This window comes from Streptomyces sp. NRRL F-5122 (assembly GCF_001507435.1).
GTDB classification, from domain to species: domain Bacteria; phylum Actinomycetota; class Actinomycetes; order Streptomycetales; family Streptomycetaceae; genus Streptomyces; species Streptomyces lannensis.
Map to the genome: position 1 here is coordinate 196,169 of NZ_LMWH01000037.1, position 18,263 is coordinate 214,431.

Here is an 18,263-nt window from a genome sequence, read left to right on the forward strand (position 1 = left end):
ACTCCAGGTCAGACGCAAGTCACACGGACCGTGCTCCTCCCGGCCCACAGCCACAAGCCGAGGGGGGGATCCGGTCGGCCGGCATCAACCGGGCGTCGGACGGCGCCGACAGCCCGCCGTGGTCGCGCTGTCCGGGCCCTGCTGCGGCTTGCGAGGGCCGGCCGTCGCACCGGTCAGTTCCCCGCCGGCGCCTGGTCGCGCAGCCTGTCGCGCAGCCGGCGCAGGTCGTCCGCCGGCCGGCCCAGACCGTTCAGGCCGAGCCGGGCAGCCTCGGTGCGGGGGTCCGGGTGCATGGTGAACGCGAGGTTCAGGGCCTGGCGCACCATCCACTGCTGGCAGACGAGCAGCCGGCCCGCCCGGTGCTGGGCCGCGACGAGGTCGGGGTCCGTGAGGGGCAGACTGCGCAGGCGTCCGAGCAGCCGGTGCAGGGCGACGCTCTGCCGGTGGCAGTCCCGGGCGGTCTGGCCGGGCACGGGACCGGGCTCACCGCAGGCGGCCACGGCGCGGTCCGTCATGATCTGGAGCGCCACCGCCTCGTCGAGAATGCAGGTGAGGCCTTTCAACTGGGCGGTGCGCGGGACGAGCTCCACACTGGTGGGGTACCCACTGGGCCCGGGGCTGATCCCCCCCGGGACGGCTTTCGTCCGGACCCACGGCCGTCGCGCACGGCAGCACGCAGGGGGGACGTACACCCGGACCGTGACTCCGGTGGTCGGGGGCACCCCCGCCCGGCACCGGGTCCTGGATGGTCGGTCGCGAGGCCGGCCCGCACAACGGCTGAGGAGACGATGCTGTGAACTCCCTGTCACCCGGTTTCCGCGGGCGCCGCCGTTCCCTGGCCGAGCGGTTGCCACCCGGGCAGTACCCGACCGAGTCCTTCCCCGTGCTGTCCGCGGGGCCCACTCCGCGGGTGTCCACCGAGGACTGGACCTTCACCGTGACCACGGAACGAGGTGACACGCGCACCTGGACGTGGGAGCAGATGACGGCCCTGCCGCAGCAGGGGATCGTGCAGGACATCCACTGCGTGACGCGCTGGTCCAAGTTCGACACCCGGTGGCGCGGGGTTCCCCTCGACGCCTTCCTCGAGGACGTGGCGACGGAGGCCGGCTTCGCCGTGGTCAGCAGCTACGGCGGCTACACCAGCAACATGCCGCTGGAGGACCTGCTGGACGGCAGGGCGTGGATCGTCCACACCTACGAGGGGTATCCGTTGTCGCCCGAGCACGGCGGGCCCGCCCGGCTGCTGGTCCCGCATCTGTACCTGTGGAAGTCGGCCAAGTGGGTGCGCGGGCTTCGGCTCGTCATCGAGGACGAGCCCGGGTTCTGGGAGTCGATCGGCTACCACGACTATGGTGACCCGTGGCGCGAGCAGCGCACCTGGGGCGACTGAGGATGGCCGTGCCCTGGCGCAGGGTCCGGCTGGTCGAGCGCCGTTCCCAGACTCCCAGCGCCCGTTCCCTGGTCTTCGCCGCGCCCGGCTGGCCCGGCCATCTGCCCGGCCAGCACGTCGATGTGCGGCTCACCGCAGACGACGGCTACCGGGCGGTGCGCAGCTACTCGCTGGCCGCACCCGCCGACGGCGAGAGCATCGAGCTGGGAGTGCAGACCGTGCCCGGCGGGGAGGTCTCGCCCTATCTCGCCGACGATCTGCCACTCGGTGCGGACGTAGAGGTGCGCGGGCCGCTCGGCAACTGGTTCGTGTGGCGCACCGAGCAGCCGGCGCCGGTGCTGCTTGTCGCCGGGGGCTCGGGTGTAGTCCCCCTGGCGGCCATGATCCGCGCCCATCACCGCACGCAGTCGCGCAGCACCTTCCAGTTGCTGTACTCGGTGCGCACCCCCGACGACGTCTGGTACCGCGACCACCTGGCCGACGGGGACCCCCGCCACGACGTCCGCATCCTCTACACGCGGCAGGGCCCGCCGGCCGGCACGCGCGCACCGGGCCGGGTCGGACGGTCCGACCTCGACGGACCCGCGTCCCGTCTGCAGCCGGCCAGTCCTGTCTACGTCTGCGGTCCCACCGGCTTCGTCGAGGCCGTCGGCGATCTGCTGACCGACATGGGACGAGATCCCGCCACCATCCGCACCGAGCGCTTCGGGTGACCGGGCGCTTTCGCACCTCGGGAGGTTCCCATGGCAGACGGCACCGTCCGCCTCGACGGCAACTGCCTTGCCGGCCCGCTGTCCGAGATCCTGGCCGTGGAGCCCACCACGGCCTGGTGGCGTTGCCCGGAGTGCACCCGGTCGGGGCCACTGGCCGGGCTGCATGTCTACGGGCCCGAGCCCGGTCTGACCGTCCGCTGCCCGGGGTGTTCGTACATCGCTCTGCGGCTGGTCAGGGAGGGGGAGCACATCTGGCTGACGGTGGGCGGCGGCTCCGGCGCGTTCCGGTTCAGCACGGCCTGAGGGGCTCCCGCGGGCCGGCCGCGGGACGGACCGGCGGCATGGGAGGCGGTTCGCTCAGCCGCCGGCCGTGGCGCCGGCAGCACCCTTTCCCGAGCCGCCGGAGCGGTACTCGGTGGTCCAGTACAGGAGCGCGAGGGCCGGAAGGGCGGTGCCGAGGACGCCGACCGCGCCCCAGCCGCCGTCGCGGTAGGCGATCGAGCCGATCTGGGATCCGAGTGCGCCGCCGACGAAGAAGGTGGCGATGAACGCCGCGTTGAGCCGTGCCCGGGCGTGGGGGTCGAGCCGGTAGATGGTGTGCTGGCCGAGGATCATCGTGGTCTGCACGGCCATGTCCAGCACGACGGCGGCCAGGGCGATCAGCACGATGCTGTGCCCGGCCAGGCCCGCGACGGCGAAGGCCAGTGCGGCGGCGCCGAACGCGATGCCGGTCATGGTGCGGGTGAGCCCCCGGTCCGCCCAGCGTCCGGCGAGCGGGGCCACGGCCGCACCGGCCGCCCCGACGAGGGCGAAGAGGCCCACGCCGACCTGCGAGTAGTGGAAGTGCGGGCCGGTGAGGAGGTAGGAGACGGTGGTCCAGAAGGCGCTGAAGGCGGCGAACATCGCCGCCTGGTACAGGCCGCGGCGCACCAGTGCGGGATGGGTGCGCATCAGCGCGAACGTGGAGCGCAACACCTGGGCGTAGGGCACGGCCGTCGTCGGGGCGTGCCGGGGCAGTGCGGCTCGCAGGGTCAGGGCCAGCAGGGCCATCAGGACGGCCGAGCCGAGGTAGACGACACGCCAGCCGGCGATGTCGGAGACCAGGCTGCTGACCGTCCGGGACAGCAGGATGCCGGTGAGCAGGCCGCTCATCACCCGGCCCACGATCCGGCCGCGCGCATGGTCCGGGGCGAGGCCCGCGGCGAAGGGGACCAGGATCTGGGCGACGACCGAGGTGGCACCGCTGATCAGCGAGGCGGCCAGCAGCATGGGGAACCCGGTCGCGAGGCCGGCCGCCACCAGGGCGAGCGTCGTGACGGCGAGCAGGGTGGTGATGAGGGTGCGCTTCTCGAGCCGGTCGCCCAGCGGGACCAGGAAGAGCATGCCGACGACGTACCCGACCTGGGTGAGCGTGATCAGCAGGCCCGCGGTGGCCGAGCTGACATGGAAGACATCGCGCAGCGAGGAGAGCAGGGGCTGCGCGTAGTACAGGTTGGCGACCGTCATGCCGCAGGCGACGGCGAACAGCGCGATCAGCCAGCCGGGTATGCCATGGGCGGGTTCTGCGTCGGTCCTGTTCCGGCGTGCGGCTCGCAGAGCGGATGACTGAGGCACGAAGACACTTTTCTCGAGAGGCCGGAAATCCGGCGGGGCAGGGACTGCCTGTGGTGGCCGTGCGGCTTCGTCGCTGCACCCACGGGGAGATAAGCGTCCGGCGCCTTGTTGTACTTCCTCACCCGCGCTGATGATTCTTGATGGGGCCCATCTCTCACATTGATGGAGCACAGGCCCGGGACTCCGGGCCCCGGGCGGGGCGACGGGTCACTGCACGCCGGCTGCCCGTACCGGGTGCCTGCTCAGGATCGAGACCCGGTTGAACGCGTTGATGGTGATCGCCACCCAGATCACGGCGGAGACCTGGTCGTCGGTGAGCACCTCGCGGGCCGCGGCGTAGGCGGACTCCTGAGCGGCGGCGTCGGACGGATCGGTGACCGCCTCCGCGAGGGCGAGCGCCGCGCGTTCCTGCGGGGTGAACACCTCGGTGTCGCGCCAGGCGGCCAGCACGCCCAGCCGCTGGGTGGTCTCGCCCGCGCGCAGGGCCGCCCTGGTGTGGATGTCGAGGCAGTAGGCGCAGTGGTTGAGCTGCGACACCCGAAGGTTGATCAGTTCCACGAGGGTGCGGTCGAGCCCTGCGTCGGCCGCGGTCGCCCGGACCGTCTCGGACGTCTGGAGCAGCGCGTGGTAGGCCTTGGGGCTCTGCTTGTCGATGAAGATCCGCCGGCCGGGGGGCTGGGTCGTGTCCGTGCTCAACCTGGGACTCCTTCGGGGTCGCCGCTCCGGTCCGCTGGTGTGGGGTGCTCCGGTCGGGTTGTCGTCCTATGATCACGATATACTTGTTGAAAGTAGAACCATCATAGGGGTGGAGGGCGGTGTCCCATGAGTAACGTCGAGGCGGAGTCCGTCGAACTGCGCTGCGGAGCGTCAGTGGACGACCGGCGGGAGTCGAAGGTGCCGGAGATCGAGGTGCTCACCCCGCGCGACGTGCCACTGGGCGGCCCGCGGGCCATGACCGTGCGGCGTACGCTGCCGCAGCGCGCCCGCACCCTGATCGGCGCCTGGTGCTTCGCCGATCACTACGGTCCCGATGATGTCGCCGAGACGGGCGGCATGGACGTCGCGCCGCATCCGCACACCGGTCTGCAGACCGTGAGCTGGCTCTTCAGCGGCGAGATCGAGCATCGCGACAGCCTGGGCAGCCACGCCCTCGTACGCCCCGGCGAGCTGAACCTCATGACGGGCGGTCACGGCATCAGCCACTCGGAGGTCTCGACGCCGGGGACCACGGTGCTGCGCGGGGTGCAGCTGTGGGTGGCGCTCCCCGCGGAACACCGCCTCACCGAGCGGGACTTCCAGCACTACGTACCCGAGCCGGTGCGGCTCGACGGGGCCGAAGTCCGGGTCTTCCTCGGCTCCCTCGCCGGACACGACTCGCCGGTGCGGACGTTCACGCCCCTGCTGGGCGCCGAGATCGTCCTCGAGCCGGGAGCCACGCTCAGGCTCGGCGTCGATCCCGCCTTCGAGCACGGTCTCCTCGTCGACCACGGCCGGGTCGGCATGGCCGGCACTCTGCTCGACGCGGCGGAGCTGGGCTACGCGCCCACCGGCAGCGACTCGTTGACGCTCGTGAACGAGTCGCAGGAAAGGGCGCGGACGGTACTCCTCGGCGGAACCCCGTTCGATGAGGAGATCGTCATGTGGTGGAATTTCATCGGCCGCAGCCATGAAGACATCGTCCGTGCCCGTGAGGACTGGGAGAACTCCTCCGACCGCTTCGGCGCGGTGGAGGGATACCCGGGCGACCGCCTTCCCGCTCCCGCCCTGCCCAACGCCGTCATCATGCCCCGCAGGAACCCACCGCGACGCTGAACCGCAGCTGAAAGGCACTGACATGAGCCAGCCGTCCGCCGAACCGACCGTCGAGCGTGTCGACGCCAAGCACCGTTACGAAATCCTGGTCGACGGCGAGCGCGCCGGTCTGACCGCCTACCGCGACCACGGCGACCAGCGCGTCTTCTACCACACCGAGGTCGACGACGCCTTCGCCGGACAGGGCCTGGCGTCGCGGCTCGTCCAGGAGGCGCTGACCGATGTGCGGGCCTCCGGCAAGCGTGCCGTGCCCGTCTGCCCCTACGTCGCCAAGTTCCTCGGCCGGCACGAGGAGTTCGCCGACATCGCCGACCCGGTCACCCCCGATGTCCTGGAGTGGCTGGACACGCAGCTGGGCTGACCGCGCAAAGGGCGGAGCCGGGGCCGGGGGCCCGGCGGCCGACCCGCGGACCGCCGTGCGGAGGGGGAGCGGCGGCCCCGGGCGACGCACTCGGTTCCGCCCGGACGTGCCCCTCACCCGCAGGGTCGCCGGGCGACCGGGGTGGCCGTACCCCTAGTCCGCCGGCCCCGGCAGCAGCCCGCGCAGGGTTTCGCACTGCCGGTGGTCGATCATGTGCCGGACGGCCTCGGTGACCGTCTCGGCCAGCGTCGGCGACACCTCGCGCAGCAGCCGGCGCCCCTTCTCGGTGAGGGCCACCTCGATGCCGCGCTTGTCGCCGCACACCGAGCGCCGAGTGACCAGATCGGCGTGGTGCAGACAGGCGATCTGATAGGTGAGGCGTGTCTTGGGCCGGCCCAGCATCTCGGCGATCCGCGACATGCGCAGGGCCGCGCCCGGCTGGTCGGCCAGCAGGCACAGCACGAGGAACTCGTCGTGCGAGACGCCGAGGGTGTCCTTGACCTGGGAGCGCAGTCGCTGCTCGATGGCCCCGGCCGCGGCCAGCAACTGCATCCAGGCCCGCAGTTCGGCCGGCAGCAGCCCGCTCTCGTCCGTCCCGTCGCATGCGGGCTGGTCGGCGGGCACGGGTGAATGGGCCATGGTCCCTGAGTTTACCGGTTGTCCAGAATTGGATGAGAGGTGGAGTTCGTCTCCGGGACGAACCACACCCCGGGCTCCTTCGCCCCCTTGCTTCTCACAGTGCGGACGCCCCTCTTGACGCAGGCCGGAGCCGGATCGACACTCGGAGTGAATTTCCTAGTGGATCGGTAGGGAAGCATGGGGTGCCTGGAGCCGGCCATCGGCAGTGTGAGCCGCACGCGCCGGCAGTCCCTCCTTCTGACCTCCCGCCGTCACATCGATCTGCTGCGTGTCTGCAGCGCGGCCGGCCCCCTGCGCTGAACCGGCCCGTGCCGGGCCCCGCCGCTCACCCCCGCGCCGCCCGGGCGTCCCGTCCGCCCCGTGGCCGCCGCCCTCTGCACCTTCGCGCACCAGCACCCGGGGAGACACATGTCCGCTCATGACCTGACCGCCCTCCCGACGCCCCGGCCCGTCCCGGTCTTCCGGGGCCGTATCGGCCGCGACGCGCGCAGCGGCCACTACGCCGTACCGCGCCGCTACCACCTCCATTTGTGCCTGTCCTGTCCGCCCTGTCTGCGGACAGCCGTCGTGCACAGCCTGCTCGGCCTGGAGGCCGACTGCCCCGTGACGTTGTTGCCCGCGGTCCCCGACGGGCCGGGCGGCGAGCACTCAGCGCTGCGGCCGCTCTACGAGGCGAGCGCCCACCACTACCCCGGGGCCGCCGTCGCACCGGTGCTCAGCGACGACTGGTCGGGCCGGATCGTCAGCACACACGCCCCGGACATCATGCGCGATCTGGCCCTGCACTTCGGCACGGGCGCGACGGCGCTGTATCCGCCGGGCGCCGAAGCCGAGATCGAGGGCGTCCGGCGGCTGTGCGAGCTGGGTGTCGACGCGGCCGCACAGCGCGCCGGACGGGTCGACGCCGACGCGGAGGAACGGGCCGCGGCGCTCGGCTCGCTGCTGCGCACACTCAGTGCGCTGGAGGGCCGGCTGACCGACGCGGACTATCTGCTCGGTGGGCAACTCACCGCGGCCGACGTCGAGTTGTGGGTGAGTCTGGTGCAACTGGACACCGTGCACCGCTGGCACCTCGATGCTGCCGCGGTACACCGCATCGCCGACCATCCGCGTCTGTGGGCCTACGCTCGCGCGCTGGCCGCCCACCCCGCCTTCGGCGGCCTTCTCGACCTCGACGGCATCGCCCGCAGGCACCACGCGCACTGCCGGGGACTCGAGGCCGCGGGGGCGGCGGTGCAGATCGTGGACTGGTGCGGGCACTTGCCCGAAGCGGCGCGAGCGGTCGCGGACACCCGCCGGTGACAGGGCGGGTGGTCCCGGGTCGTCCTTCTGTCCACCGGTGACGGCCTCGGCCGCCTCCGTCCCCGTCACGCCGAGCGGTGACATGCGACCGCCCCGGCCGGATCCGATCCGGCCGGGGCGGCTGTCACGCTGAAGGCCGCTGCCTACGCGAGGGTCGTCAGCGCCTCGTTCCAGGTCGCCGACGGGCGCATGACCGCGGCGGCCTTGGCCGGGTCGGGCTGGTAGTAGCCGCCGATGTCGGCCGGCTTGCCCTGGACGGCGGCCAGCTCCTCGACGATCTTCTGCTCGCTCGCGGCGAGCGTCTCGGCGAGCGGGGCGAACGCCTTGGCCAGCTCCGCGTCGTCGGTCTGCTTGGCCAGCTCCTGCGCCCAGTACAGGGACAGGAAGAAGTGGCTGCCGCGGTTGTCGATGCCGCCGATGCGACGGGTCGGCGACTTGTCCTCGTTGAGGAACGTCGCCGTGGCGCGGTCGAGGGTGTCCGCCAGGACCTGCGCACGCTGGTTGCCGGTGGCCTTCGCGTACTGCTCGAAGGACGGCACGAGCGCGAAGAACTCACCGAGCGAGTCCCAGCGCAGGTAGTTCTCCTTGACCAGCTGCTGGACGTGCTTCGGGGCGGAGCCGCCGGCGCCCGTCTCGAAGAGGCCGCCGCCCGCCATCAGCGGGACGACGGACAGCATCTTGGCGCTGGTGCCCAGCTCCAGGATCGGGAACAGGTCGGTGAGGTAGTCACGCAGCACGTTGCCGGTGACGGAGATGGTGTTCTCACCGCGGCGGATGCGTTCCACGGACAGCTTGGTGGCCTCGACGGGGGCCAGGATGCGGATGTCCAGGCCCTCGGTGTCGTGCTCCGACAGGTACTGCTCGACCTTGGCGATCAGGTTGGCGTCGTGGGCGCGGGTCGCGTCCAGCCAGAACACGGCCGGGTCGCCGGTGGCACGGGCCCGGGTGACGGCGAGCTTCACCCAGTCCTTGATCGGGGCGTCCTTGGTCTGGCAGGCGCGGTAGATGTCACCCGCGGAGACGGTCTGCTCCAGGACGACGTTCCCGGCCTGGTCGACCAGGCGGACCGTGCCGGTGGTCGGGATCTCGAAGGTCTTGTCGTGGCTGCCGTACTCCTCGGCCTTCTGCGCCATGAGGCCGACGTTCGGGACGGAGCCCATGGTCGCCGGGTCGTAGGCGCCGTTGGCGCGGCAGTCGTCGAGCACGGCCTGGTAGACACCCGAGTAGCTGGAGTCCGGCAGCACCGCGAGGGTGTCGTGCTCCTGGCCGTCCGGGCCCCACATGTGGCCGGAGGTGCGGATCATGGCCGGCATGGAGGCGTCGACGATGACGTCGGAGGGGACGTGCAGGTTGGTGATGCCCTTGTCGGAGTCGACCATCGCCAGCTGCGGGCCCTCGGCGAGCTCGGCGTCGAAGGAGGCCTTGATCTCGTCGCCGTTGGGCAGGGCCTCAAGGCCCTTGAAGATGCCGCCGAGACCGTCGTTCGGGGTCAGCCCCGCCGCGGCGAACGTCTCGCCGTACTTCGCGAACGTCTTCGGGAAGAAGGCGCGCACCACGTGACCGAAGACGATCGGGTCGGAGACCTTCATCATCGTGGCCTTGAGGTGCACGGAGAACAGGACGCCCTCCCGCTTGGCGCGGGCGACCTGCGCGGTCAGGAACTCGCGCAGCGCGGCGACACGCATCACGGAGGCGTCCACGACCTCGCCCGCGAGGACCGGCACGGACTCGCGCAGCACGGTGGTGGAGCCGTCGTCGCCCTTCAGCTCGATGCGCAGCGAACCCGCCTCGGAGATCACCGCGGACTTCTCGGTCGAGCGGAAGTCGTCCACGCCCATGGTCGCGACGTTCGTCCTGGACTCGGAGGTCCAGGCGCCCATGCGGTGCGGGTGGGTCTTGGCGTAGTTCTTCACCGAGGCGGGGGCACGGCGGTCGGAGTTGCCCTCGCGCAGGACCGGGTTCACGGCGGAGCCCTTGATCTTGTCGTAACGGGCGCGGATCTCCCGCTCCTCGTCACTCTTCGGCTCGTCCGGGTATTCCGGCAGCGCGTAGCCCTGGCCCTGCAGCTCGGCGACCGCGGCCTTCAGCTGCGGGACGGAGGCCGAGATGTTCGGCAGCTTGATGATGTTGGCTGCGGGGGTCTTGGCCAGCTCACCGAGTTCCGCCAGGTGGTCGCCGATCCGCTGGTCCTCGGTCAGGTACTCGGGGAAGACCGCGAGGAGGCGCCCGGCCAGGGAGATGTCACGCGTCTCCACAGTGACACCCGCCTGCGAGGCGTACGCCTGGACCACCGGCAGGAAGGAATATGTCGCCAGGGCCGGGGCCTCGTCAGTGTGTGTGTAGATGATGGTCGAGTCAGTCACCGGGTGCTCCGCTCCACGTCTGCAACATTGCTCGACATCAAGATATCTCGTGAGCGCGCCGGGCTCGACAGGGGTCCGCGCCGGAGGCTCCCCGTCCGCGGCGCTGGACCGGCGGGCTTCGGGCCGGTCTGCGCCGCACGGCCCCCGACCCGCCCGCGGGGCCGGCGAACCGGCCCCCGGACGAGCCGCCACCCGCCCCGGTGGTCTCCCGCACGGCCCGGCCCGGCACCCGGGCCGGGCGCCCCGGACGCCGTCACAGGGGGTCGATGCCGCCTTGGTGGGCCACCATGTCGTCGCCACTGCGAGGGTGCGGTATGACGGCCGAACCCTGCTGGAGCGCCACCGTCCGGGTGGGTGCCGGGATGCGGATGCCCTCGGTCCGGTACCGCTGGTGCAGACGCTTGATGAACTCGTGCTTGATCCGGTACTGATCGCTGAACTCGCCGACGCCCAGGATGACCGTGAAGCCGATCCGCGAGTCGCCGAACGTGTGGAAGCGGACGGCCGGTTCATGGTCGGGGACCGCACCGGTGATCTCCGCCATCACCTCGGCCACGACCTCGGTGGTGACCTTCTCCACGTGCTCCAGGTCGCTGTCGTAGCCGACGCCCACCTGCACCAGGACGGTCAGCTGCTGCTCGGGGCGGGTGTAGTTGATCATGTTCGTCTTCGCCAGCTGCCCGTTGGGGATGACGACCAGGTTGTTGGAGAGCTGGCGCACGGTGGTCTGGCGCCAGTTGATGTCGACGACATAGCCCTCCTCCCCGCTGCTCAGCCGGATGTAGTCGCCCGGCTGGACGGTCTTGGAGGCGAGGATGTGGATGCCCGCGAAGAGGTTCGCGAGAGTGTCCTGAAGGGCGAGCGCGACGGCCAGACCTCCCACACCCAGGGCGGTGAGCAGGGGTGCGATCGAGATGCCCAGCGTCTGCAGCATCACCAGGAACCCCATGGCGAGGACCACGACCCGGGTGATGTTGACGAAGATCGTGGCCGACGCGGCGACCCCGGAGCGGGACTGGGTGACCGTCCGCACCAGGCCGGCGATCACCCGGGCGGCCGTCCCCGTCGCCACGAAGATGAGGAGCACGCTCAGCGTCTGGTCGACGTGATGCTGCACCGTCGGTGTGAGCGGCAGCAGCGCCGCCGCCGAGGCCGCGCCGCCGGCGATCGCCGCCCAGGGCACCAGCGCGCGCAGGGCGTCCACGATCACGTCGTCGCCGCTCCACCTGGTGCGCCGCGCGTGCCCGCCCAGCCAGCGCATCACGATGCGCAGCAGGAACGCGGCGACCAGACCCGCGACGAGGGCGATTCCGGCGAGTACGAGGTCGTCGAGGGTGAGCGCGCGGTTCACCGCCCACCTCCCGGGGCCAGGAGGTCGCCCGAGGGCCGGATGTGAGGAGTCGTCACCTTGCCACCTGCTCGAATACGGACCGCACGGCCGGGCGCCCACGGAGGCACGACGGAGTGCGGAGGGGATGCACGATCACGCCCGGATCGGGTGTACGCCGTCCGGAGCGAAGGTTCATCCTGCCGTATTCGGGTGTGCGGCCGTCACCGGGCCGATCCGAAACGGCCACTGACGTGCGCTCAGCCACATCCGCCCCGCCGGCCGGGTACCGGCCGCGGTCATCGGTTCTCCGGCGTGGACGGGGAGTTCGTCGCTCCGCGGGCCGCGGTCACAGGTCAGAGAACGACCCGTGCCGCCCGGCCCCCGAGGAGAAGCGGGCCGCGCCCTCCAGACCCTCCGCCAGCACGTCCATGCCGTACCGCAGTTCACCGCGCATGGCCGCGGCCTCCTCCAGGCCCTCCTGGTCGAGCACGGAGGCGCGGTCGCCGCGCAGGCAGGCCTGCGGGAACCGGGCGATGGAGGCGGCCAGTTCCTCGGCTTCGGCGCGCGAGCGACCCGTCGGGACGACGCGGTTGGCGAGCCCCGTCTCCGCTGCCTCCTGGGCCGTCACGGGACGGCCGGTGAGAATCATGTCCATCGCCCGGCTGGTACCGATCAGCCGCGGCAGCCGCACCGTCCCGCCGTCGACGAGCGGTACGCCCCAGCGGCGGCAGAAGACCCCGAACACCGCGTCCTGTTCGGCGACCCGCAGATCGCACCAGAGCGCCAGCTCCAGACCGCCCGCCACTGCATGCCCCGCGACCGCAGCGATCACCGGCTTGGACAGCCTGAGCCGGGTCGGCCCCATCGGGCCGTCGCCGTCCTGGGCCACCCGGTTGCCGCGCCGGGTCCCGACCGCCTTGAGATCGGCGCCCGCGCAGAACGTGCCGCCCTCGCCCCACAGCACCGCGACCCGTGCGGAGGCATCCGCCTCGAACTCCCGGAAGGCGGCGGCGAGTGCGGCGGCGGTGGGGCCGTCCACCGCGTTCCGGGCCTCGGGGCGGGAGAGCACGACGGTGGTGACGTACCCCTGACGTTCGATCCGGACCGGCATCGGGCTGCCCCTTTCACACGGACGGGAGGGCTGGCCCCGCCGAGGTTACCCGGGAGTACGGTCGTTGTCCGGTCTCAGATCACCTTCAGCCGAACCAACGCGCCCAGGGTCAGCGCGCCGGGCAGCAGGGGCACCCACACCGTGATGATGCGGTACGCGAGGACGACCGCGGTCGCCAGGGCCACCGGGGCGCCCGCCGCCACCAGGGCGACGATCAGCGCCGCTTCCACCGAGCCGATGCCGCCGGGGGTGGGTACGGCGGCGACCGCGATGGTCGCGGCCAGGTAGGCCACGGCCATGTGCGCGGGAGGCACCGGGAGCTCCAGCGCCCGACCGACCGCGGCGAGCCCCGCGGCCTGCAGCGCGGGGAAGGCCAGCGATCCACCCCACAGGGCGAGCGCGCGGGCGGGACGAGTGTGCACCGTCCGTGCCTCGCCGAGCGCCGAGCGCAGGAAGGTGAACACGGCGGTACGCAGCTTCCGGACGGCGAGGACCACCACAGCCGCCACGCACACCACCCCGGCCACGGCGAGCAGCACCGGACCCACCGCCGGGGCGGGCACGAGGCTGTTGAGGCGGAGGGCGTTCGGGAAGGCGATCAGCAGCGCCAGCAGCAGACCGGTCCGGGCGATCGACTCGGCGAGCAGATACAGCGCGACCGCGGCGGAGGAACTGGCCAGCGGCACCCCGCACACCGCCATGAAGCGCAGATTGACGGCGCTCGCGCCGAGCCCGGTCGGCAGGAGGTGGTTGGCCGCGCCCGCCGCGAACTGGGTGGCGAGCAGCCGGCGCACGGGCAGCCGCTGGACCACGGCGCCCTGACGGGTGAAGGCGGCCGCGACCCAGGTCAGACAGGTCGCACCGGCGGCGGCCACCAGCCATGGCCACTCGGCCGAGGCCAGCTGGCCGAATCCCGCCGCGAGCACGGCCCGGTGCTGCACCGCGACCACCAGTACGAGCACGAGCGGGAGCAGGCACAGGATCTGGCGGACCGGAACACGTCTGGGGAATCCCTGGGGGAGACGTACGGCACTCACATCGGCAGAGGTTTTCCGCGCCGCACCAACGTGAGGTTGCGGGCGCGGAGACAGCGGTTGACGTGCTGGGCAAGGCACGGATGCGCCGAGGTGTGCAGCCGCCGTCCGCCCCGGCGCGGCGGCACTTCCGCCGGGGTCCATGGCCCGCGCACGTCGTGCATTGACCTCAATATCGCTCGAGGTTCTAACGTCGGTCACATGAGCATGGAGACCACCGCCTGGCAGCAACTGCACAGTGTCATGACCGCGCAACGGGAGCGCCGCCCGTTCGACCGCGCCACGCTGCGCCGCATCGGCGCGTTCGCCCGTCCGCACCGCCGCCGCATCGCGCAGTTCGTCGTGGTCAGCGTGGTGACCGCGCTGCTCGCCGTCGCGACGCCCGTTCTCGCCGGACGTGTCGTCGACGCGATCGTGTCGCACGGCGACGGGGGGAGGGTCGTACGGCTGTCGCTGCTCATCGCCGTCATCGCGCTCGCCGAGGCGGCGCTCGGACTCCTCGCGCGCCGGCTGTCGGCCTCGCTCGGGGAGGGGCTGATCCTCGATCTGCGCACGGCTGTGTTCGATCATGTGCAGCGCATGCCGGTCGCGTTCTTCACACGTACGCGTACGGGTGCGCTCGTCAGTCGACTCAACAACGACGTCATCGGTGCGCAGCGCGCCTTCAGCAACACGCTCTCGGGAGTCGTCGGCAACTTCGTCACGCTGCTGCTCACACTCGCCGTGATGCTGACGCTGTCCTGGCAGATCACCCTGCTCGCACTGCTGCTGCTGCCGGTCTTCGTGGTCCCCGCCAGACGGACGGGCAGCCGCATGGCACGGCTGCAGCGCGAGGCCGCCGACCTGAACGCGGCGATGGGCACCCGGATGACCGAACGCTTCTCCGCGCCCGGTGCCACGCTCGTGAAGCTCTTCGGACGGCCGGAGGAGGAGTCCGCCGAGTTCGCGGCGCGGGCCCGGCGGGTGCGGGACATCGGGGTGCGCACGGCCATGGCGCAGTCCGCGTTCATCACCGCGCTCACCCTGGTCTCCGCCCTCGCGCTCGCCCTGGTCTACGGACTCGGCGGCTGGTACGCCCTGCGCGGCACCCTGGAGGCGGGATCCGTCGTCTCGCTCGCACTCCTGCTCACCCGGCTCTACGCACCGCTCACCTCGCTCGCGGGTGCGCGGGTCGAGGTCATGAGCGCGCTCGTCAGCTTCGAGCGTGTCTTCGAGGTGCTGGACCTGAAGCCGCTGATCGAGGAGCGGCCCGATGCGCGCGAGATCCCCGGGGGGCCGGTGGCGGTGGAGTTCGACAACGTACGGTTCGCCTATCCCAGCGCCGACAAGGTCTCGCTCGCCTCGCTGGAGGAGGTGGCGGCCCTGGACACGCGGGGCGGCACGGAGATCCTGCACGGGGTGTCCTTCCGTGCCGAACCCGGGCAGACGGTCGCGCTGGTGGGATCCTCCGGCGCCGGCAAGTCCACCATCGCCGCGCTCCTGCCTAGGCTGTACGACGTCGACGAGGGCGCCGTGCGCGTGGGCGGCGCCGATGTCCGCGACCTGAGCGCGCGCTCACTGCGCGAGACCCTCGGCATGGTGACCCAGGACGGGCACCTGTTCCATGACACCGTGCGGGCCAATCTGCTCCTGGCCCGCGCGGACGCGACCGAGGACGACCTGTGGAACGCGCTGTGCCGGGCCCGGCTCGAGGATCTCGTACGGTCCCTGCCCGACGGTCTCGACACGGTCGTCGGCGAGCGCGGCTACCGCCTGTCCGGCGGCGAGCGCCAGCGGCTGACCATCGCCCGTCTGCTGCTGGCTCGGCAGCGCGTGGTCATCCTGGACGAGGCCACCGCGCATCTCGACAACACCTCGGAGGCCGCCGTCCAGGAGGCACTGACGGAGGCGCTGGAGGGCCGCACCGCCGTGGTCATCGCCCACCGGCTGTCCACCGTGCGGTCCGCCGACCTGATCCTCGTCGTCGAGGAGGGGCGCATCGTGGAGCGGGGCACGCACAAGGAGCTGCTGGCCGCGGGCGGGCGGTACGCGGAGCTGTACCGGACACAGTTCGACAGGGCGGCGGACCGGGGGACCGGCGCCGAGGCGGTGGCCTAGTCGCAGTGGGCGTCCGAGCAGGCCGGACCTTAGCGTGATGGTGGGGAGGGGCGCTGCCCAGGGAGACGGTGACGATGTCAGGGATGGACTACGCGGCACTGTTCGCCGCCACGCCGAGCCCCTACCTCGTACTGGCTCCCGACCTGACGATCGTCGAGGTCAACCAGGCCTATCTGGACGCGACCAGACGGACCCGGGACAACCTCATCGGCCTGCACGTCTTCGAGGCCTTCCCCGACAACCCGGACGACCCCGAGGCCGACGGTGTGCGGAACCTGAGCGCCTCGCTGCACCGGGTCCTGATCTCCCGGCGCCCCGACACGATGGCGCTGCAGAAGTACGACATCCCGATCATCGACCGTCCCGGCGTGTTCGAGGAGCGCTGGTGGTCCCCGATCAACACACCGATCCTCGGTCCGGACGGCAGCGTGACCTGCATCATCCACCGGGCCGAGGACGTGACCTCCTACATCCAGACCCACCTCCGGGGCGGCTGGCCGCAGTCCGAGCGGCCCAGCGCCCGCGAGGCCCTGGAGGCCGAGCTGTACTCCAGGGCGCGCGAGTTGCAGCGGCTCAACGAGGAGCTGCGGCTCGCTCACACCCGGGAGCGGCGGGTGGCCGTGGCGTTGCAGGAGGCCATGCTCCAGTCGCCCGACCTGGCCCGGCACGAGAACGTCGCGGTGCGCTATCTGCCCGCCACCGGCTCCCTGAACGTGTGCGGCGACTGGTACGACTTCATCGACCTGTCCGACACGCGCTTCGCGGTGGCCGTCGGCGATGTCGTGGGGCACGGACTGGAGGCCGCCGCCGTCATGGGGATGCTCCGCAGCGCGCTGAGCGCGGCCATCCGCGCGCTGGAGCGGCCCGCCCAGGCGCTGGAGGTGCTGGGCCTGTACGCGCGGTCGGTTGAGGGTGCGCTGAACACCACCGCCGTCAAGGCCATGGTCGACACCCGCAGCCAGCTGATCATCTACAGCAGCGCCGGTCACCCGCCCCCGATCCTCGTCCACGCGGACGGGTCGCACGAGCTGCTCGACCAGGCGACGGACCCGCCGCTCGCGGCCCGGCCGCAGCATCTGCCCCGCCCGCAGGCCGGCCAGACCTACACCCCTGGTGACACTCTCGTGCTCTACACCGACGGGCTGATCGAACGCCGCGGCGAGCACATCGAAGCCGGCCTGGCCCGGCTCGCCGAGGCGCTCCGCCGGCACTGCGCGCTCAGCCCGGAACACCTTGCCGACGTTCTGCTGGCGCAGCTGGGAGTGGAGGGCGGCGCCCGCGACGACATCGCCCTGGTTGTCGTCCGGCTGTGACGGCACACCGCCTCCGGCGGACGGGTGATCCGGCGGGGTCAGCGGCCGATGGTGTCGAGCTCGGCGACGGCGTCGGCGGGCAGGACCAGGTCGGCCGCGGCGATGTTCTCCCGGAGATGGGCGGGCGAGGACGTGCCGGGGATGACGACGACGGCGGGTGAGCGCTGCAGCAGCCAGGCGAGAGCGACCTGCTGGGGGGAGGCCTCCAGGCGGGCCGCGACCTTGTGCAGGGTGTCGGACTGCAGCGGGCTGAATCCGCCCAGCGGGAAGAAGGGGGCGAAGGCGATGTCCTCGGCCGCGCACCGGTCCACCAGGGCGTCGGCCTGCCGGTTGACGAGGTTGTAGAGGTTCTGCACGGTGACGACGGGCGCGATGGACTGGGCCTCGGTGAGCTGCGTGGCGGAGACGCCGCTGAGTCCGAGGTGACGGACGAGGCCCTGCTGCTGGAGCTCGGCGAGGGCACCGAACTGCTCCGCCAGGGATTCCTCCTCCGGGGCGTCGTGGCCGCCGACGCGCAGGTTGACCACGTCCAGGGTGTCCAGTCCCAGGTGTGTGAGGTTCTCCCGCACCTGCGCCTTGAGGTCCGCCGGGTCCAGTGACGGGACCCAGCTCCCGTCGGCGGCCCGGCGGGCGCCGACCTTGGTGACGATGTGCAGGCCGGCGGGGTACGGGAAGAGCGCTTCCTTGATCAGTTCGTTGACCACGGCGGGGCCGTAGAAGTCGGCGGTGTCGATGTGCGTGATGCCCGCATCGACGGCCGCGCGCAGGACCGCGACGGCCTGGTTGCGGTCCCGGGGCGGTCCGAACACGTTCGGGCCCGCGAGCTGCATGGCGCCGTAGCCCATACGCGAGACGGTCATGCCGTCCGCGAGGTCGAACGTGCCGCCGGCAAGGGTGGTGGTCATCGGGGGGTTCCTCTCGTTTCATGTCCCGCAGCGGGCCGGTGCCCCTGGGAGACCCGGATGCCGTCGCCGGGTGATCGTCCCGGCGTTGTCCATCCTCGAAGCGTGTCGAGGGCGACGGCAGTTCCCCGGTGTTCCTGGGGCCGACAGGACCAGCCACGGACGTGCACGGGCGGCTGGTCCCAGGCTGCGCCCAGGAGAGCTCGCCTCCGCGTGACCAGGATCTCGTGGCCGGACTGTTCGAAATTCGGGCAAACCCTGCTAGGAATGTGTAATAGT

17 protein-coding genes are annotated in these 18,263 nt (G+C 71.7%); 8 read left to right on the top strand and 9 right to left on the bottom strand.

What is annotated here, in order from left to right; genetic code table 11:
- Positions 1-173: 173 nt before the first annotated feature.
- Positions 174-590: a hypothetical protein gene (locus ADL25_RS07065; RefSeq protein ID WP_059126772.1), complete on the bottom strand. Its 417-nt coding sequence runs from the start codon at positions 588-590 to the stop codon at positions 174-176.
- A gap of 203 nt (positions 591-793) precedes the next feature.
- Here ADL25_RS07065 and ADL25_RS07070 point away from each other — a divergent pair, with 203 nt between their 5' ends.
- The 3 genes from ADL25_RS07070 to ADL25_RS07080 are packed head-to-tail and all read left to right on the top strand — an operon-like array spanning position 794 to position 2,409.
- Positions 794-1,393, top strand: a complete 600-nt coding sequence (locus ADL25_RS07070; protein WP_059126773.1) for a molybdopterin-dependent oxidoreductase — start codon at positions 794-796, stop codon at positions 1,391-1,393.
- A gap of 2 nt (positions 1,394-1,395) precedes the next feature.
- Entirely contained in the window at positions 1,396-2,106 is a 711-nt protein-coding gene (locus tag ADL25_RS07075; RefSeq protein ID WP_059126774.1) for an FAD-binding oxidoreductase, read from the top strand.
- 30 nt (positions 2,107-2,136) lie between these two features.
- Positions 2,137-2,409, top strand: coding sequence for a DUF6510 family protein (locus ADL25_RS07080; RefSeq protein ID WP_059126775.1), 273 nt, complete (start codon positions 2,137-2,139; stop codon positions 2,407-2,409).
- 54 nt (positions 2,410-2,463) lie between these two features.
- On the opposite strand, the gene ADL25_RS07085 is transcribed toward ADL25_RS07080, so the two are convergent.
- Together ADL25_RS07085 and ADL25_RS07090 are read right to left on the bottom strand one after the other, a co-directional pair.
- Positions 2,464-3,654, bottom strand: coding sequence for an MFS transporter (locus ADL25_RS07085; protein WP_199839122.1), 1,191 nt, complete (start codon positions 3,652-3,654; stop codon positions 2,464-2,466).
- A gap of 273 nt (positions 3,655-3,927) precedes the next feature.
- Positions 3,928-4,416 carry a carboxymuconolactone decarboxylase family protein gene (locus ADL25_RS07090; RefSeq protein ID WP_059126776.1) on the bottom strand — a complete coding sequence of 163 codons (489 nt, stop codon included), beginning with the start codon at positions 4,414-4,416 and terminating at the stop codon, positions 3,928-3,930.
- 126 nt (positions 4,417-4,542) lie between these two features.
- Between ADL25_RS07090 and ADL25_RS07095 the strand changes: the two genes are divergently transcribed.
- Together ADL25_RS07095 and ADL25_RS07100 are read left to right on the top strand one after the other, a co-directional pair.
- On the top strand, positions 4,543-5,532 hold the full coding sequence (locus tag ADL25_RS07095) for a pirin family protein (protein ID WP_059126777.1): 990 nt from the start codon (positions 4,543-4,545) through the stop codon (positions 5,530-5,532).
- 22 nt (positions 5,533-5,554) lie between these two features.
- On the top strand, positions 5,555-5,893 hold the full coding sequence (locus ADL25_RS07100; RefSeq protein WP_059126778.1) for a GNAT family N-acetyltransferase: 339 nt from the start codon (positions 5,555-5,557) through the stop codon (positions 5,891-5,893).
- 153 nt (positions 5,894-6,046) lie between these two features.
- Here ADL25_RS07100 and ADL25_RS07105 read toward each other — a convergent pair whose 3' ends face one another.
- Positions 6,047-6,532 carry a MarR family winged helix-turn-helix transcriptional regulator gene (locus ADL25_RS07105; protein WP_059126779.1) on the bottom strand — a complete coding sequence of 162 codons (486 nt, stop codon included), beginning with the start codon at positions 6,530-6,532 and terminating at the stop codon, positions 6,047-6,049.
- A gap of 408 nt (positions 6,533-6,940) precedes the next feature.
- Here ADL25_RS07105 and ADL25_RS07110 point away from each other — a divergent pair, with 408 nt between their 5' ends.
- Positions 6,941-7,834 carry a glutathione S-transferase C-terminal domain-containing protein gene (locus ADL25_RS07110; RefSeq protein WP_059126780.1) on the top strand — a complete coding sequence of 298 codons (894 nt, stop codon included), beginning with the start codon at positions 6,941-6,943 and terminating at the stop codon, positions 7,832-7,834.
- A gap of 143 nt (positions 7,835-7,977) precedes the next feature.
- Here ADL25_RS07110 and ADL25_RS07115 read toward each other — a convergent pair whose 3' ends face one another.
- From ADL25_RS07115 to ADL25_RS07130, 4 genes are all read right to left on the bottom strand, one after another.
- Positions 7,978-10,197 (bottom strand): NADP-dependent isocitrate dehydrogenase, encoded by a 2,220-nt coding sequence (locus ADL25_RS07115; RefSeq protein WP_059126781.1) that lies wholly within the window; start codon positions 10,195-10,197, stop codon positions 7,978-7,980.
- Between the two features lie 253 nt (positions 10,198-10,450).
- Positions 10,451-11,548, bottom strand: coding sequence for a mechanosensitive ion channel family protein (locus ADL25_RS07120; protein WP_059126782.1), 1,098 nt, complete (start codon positions 11,546-11,548; stop codon positions 10,451-10,453).
- Positions 11,549-11,873: 325 nt separating this feature from the next.
- Positions 11,874-12,638, bottom strand: a complete 765-nt coding sequence (locus ADL25_RS07125) for a crotonase/enoyl-CoA hydratase family protein (RefSeq protein WP_059126783.1) — start codon at positions 12,636-12,638, stop codon at positions 11,874-11,876.
- A 74-nt stretch (positions 12,639-12,712) separates the two neighbouring features.
- A complete protein-coding gene (locus ADL25_RS07130) occupies positions 12,713-13,675 on the bottom strand; it encodes a lysylphosphatidylglycerol synthase transmembrane domain-containing protein (RefSeq protein ID WP_059126784.1) in 963 nt (320 codons plus the stop codon).
- 204 nt (positions 13,676-13,879) lie between these two features.
- Between ADL25_RS07130 and ADL25_RS07135 the strand changes: the two genes are divergently transcribed.
- On the top strand, positions 13,880-15,769 hold the full coding sequence (locus ADL25_RS07135; protein WP_181923329.1) for an ABC transporter ATP-binding protein: 1,890 nt from the start codon (positions 13,880-13,882) through the stop codon (positions 15,767-15,769).
- Between the two features lie 74 nt (positions 15,770-15,843).
- Complete coding sequence (locus ADL25_RS07140) at positions 15,844-17,082, top strand: PP2C family protein-serine/threonine phosphatase (RefSeq protein WP_059126786.1); 1,239 nt, start codon at positions 15,844-15,846, stop codon at positions 17,080-17,082.
- 38 nt (positions 17,083-17,120) lie between these two features.
- Here ADL25_RS07140 and ADL25_RS07145 read toward each other — a convergent pair whose 3' ends face one another.
- Positions 17,121-17,987: an oxidoreductase gene (locus ADL25_RS07145; RefSeq protein WP_059126787.1), complete on the bottom strand. Its 867-nt coding sequence runs from the start codon at positions 17,985-17,987 to the stop codon at positions 17,121-17,123.
- Between the last annotated feature and the right edge of the window lie 276 nt (positions 17,988-18,263).

Bases quoted from the DNA above. Each gene is read 5' to 3' on its own strand.
- ADL25_RS07135 (WP_181923329.1), top strand. From the start codon at position 13,880: ATGGAGACCACCGCCTGGCAGCAACTGCACAGTGTCATGACCGCGCAA.
- ADL25_RS07095 (WP_059126777.1), top strand. From the start codon at position 4,543: ATGAGTAACGTCGAGGCGGAGTCCGTCGAACTGCGCTGCGGAGCGTCA.
- ADL25_RS07145 (WP_059126787.1), bottom strand. From the start codon at position 17,987: ATGACCACCACCCTTGCCGGCGGCACGTTCGACCTCGCGGACGGCATG.
- ADL25_RS07105 (WP_059126779.1), bottom strand. From the start codon at position 6,532: ATGGCCCATTCACCCGTGCCCGCCGACCAGCCCGCATGCGACGGGACG.
- ADL25_RS07125 (WP_059126783.1), bottom strand. From the start codon at position 12,638: ATGCCGGTCCGGATCGAACGTCAGGGGTACGTCACCACCGTCGTGCTC.
- ADL25_RS07080 (WP_059126775.1), top strand. From the start codon at position 2,137: ATGGCAGACGGCACCGTCCGCCTCGACGGCAACTGCCTTGCCGGCCCG.
- ADL25_RS07110 (WP_059126780.1), top strand. From the start codon at position 6,941: ATGTCCGCTCATGACCTGACCGCCCTCCCGACGCCCCGGCCCGTCCCG.
- ADL25_RS07075 (WP_059126774.1), top strand. From the start codon at position 1,396: ATGGCCGTGCCCTGGCGCAGGGTCCGGCTGGTCGAGCGCCGTTCCCAG.
- ADL25_RS07100 (WP_059126778.1), top strand. From the start codon at position 5,555: ATGAGCCAGCCGTCCGCCGAACCGACCGTCGAGCGTGTCGACGCCAAG.
- ADL25_RS07140 (WP_059126786.1), top strand. From the start codon at position 15,844: ATGTCAGGGATGGACTACGCGGCACTGTTCGCCGCCACGCCGAGCCCC.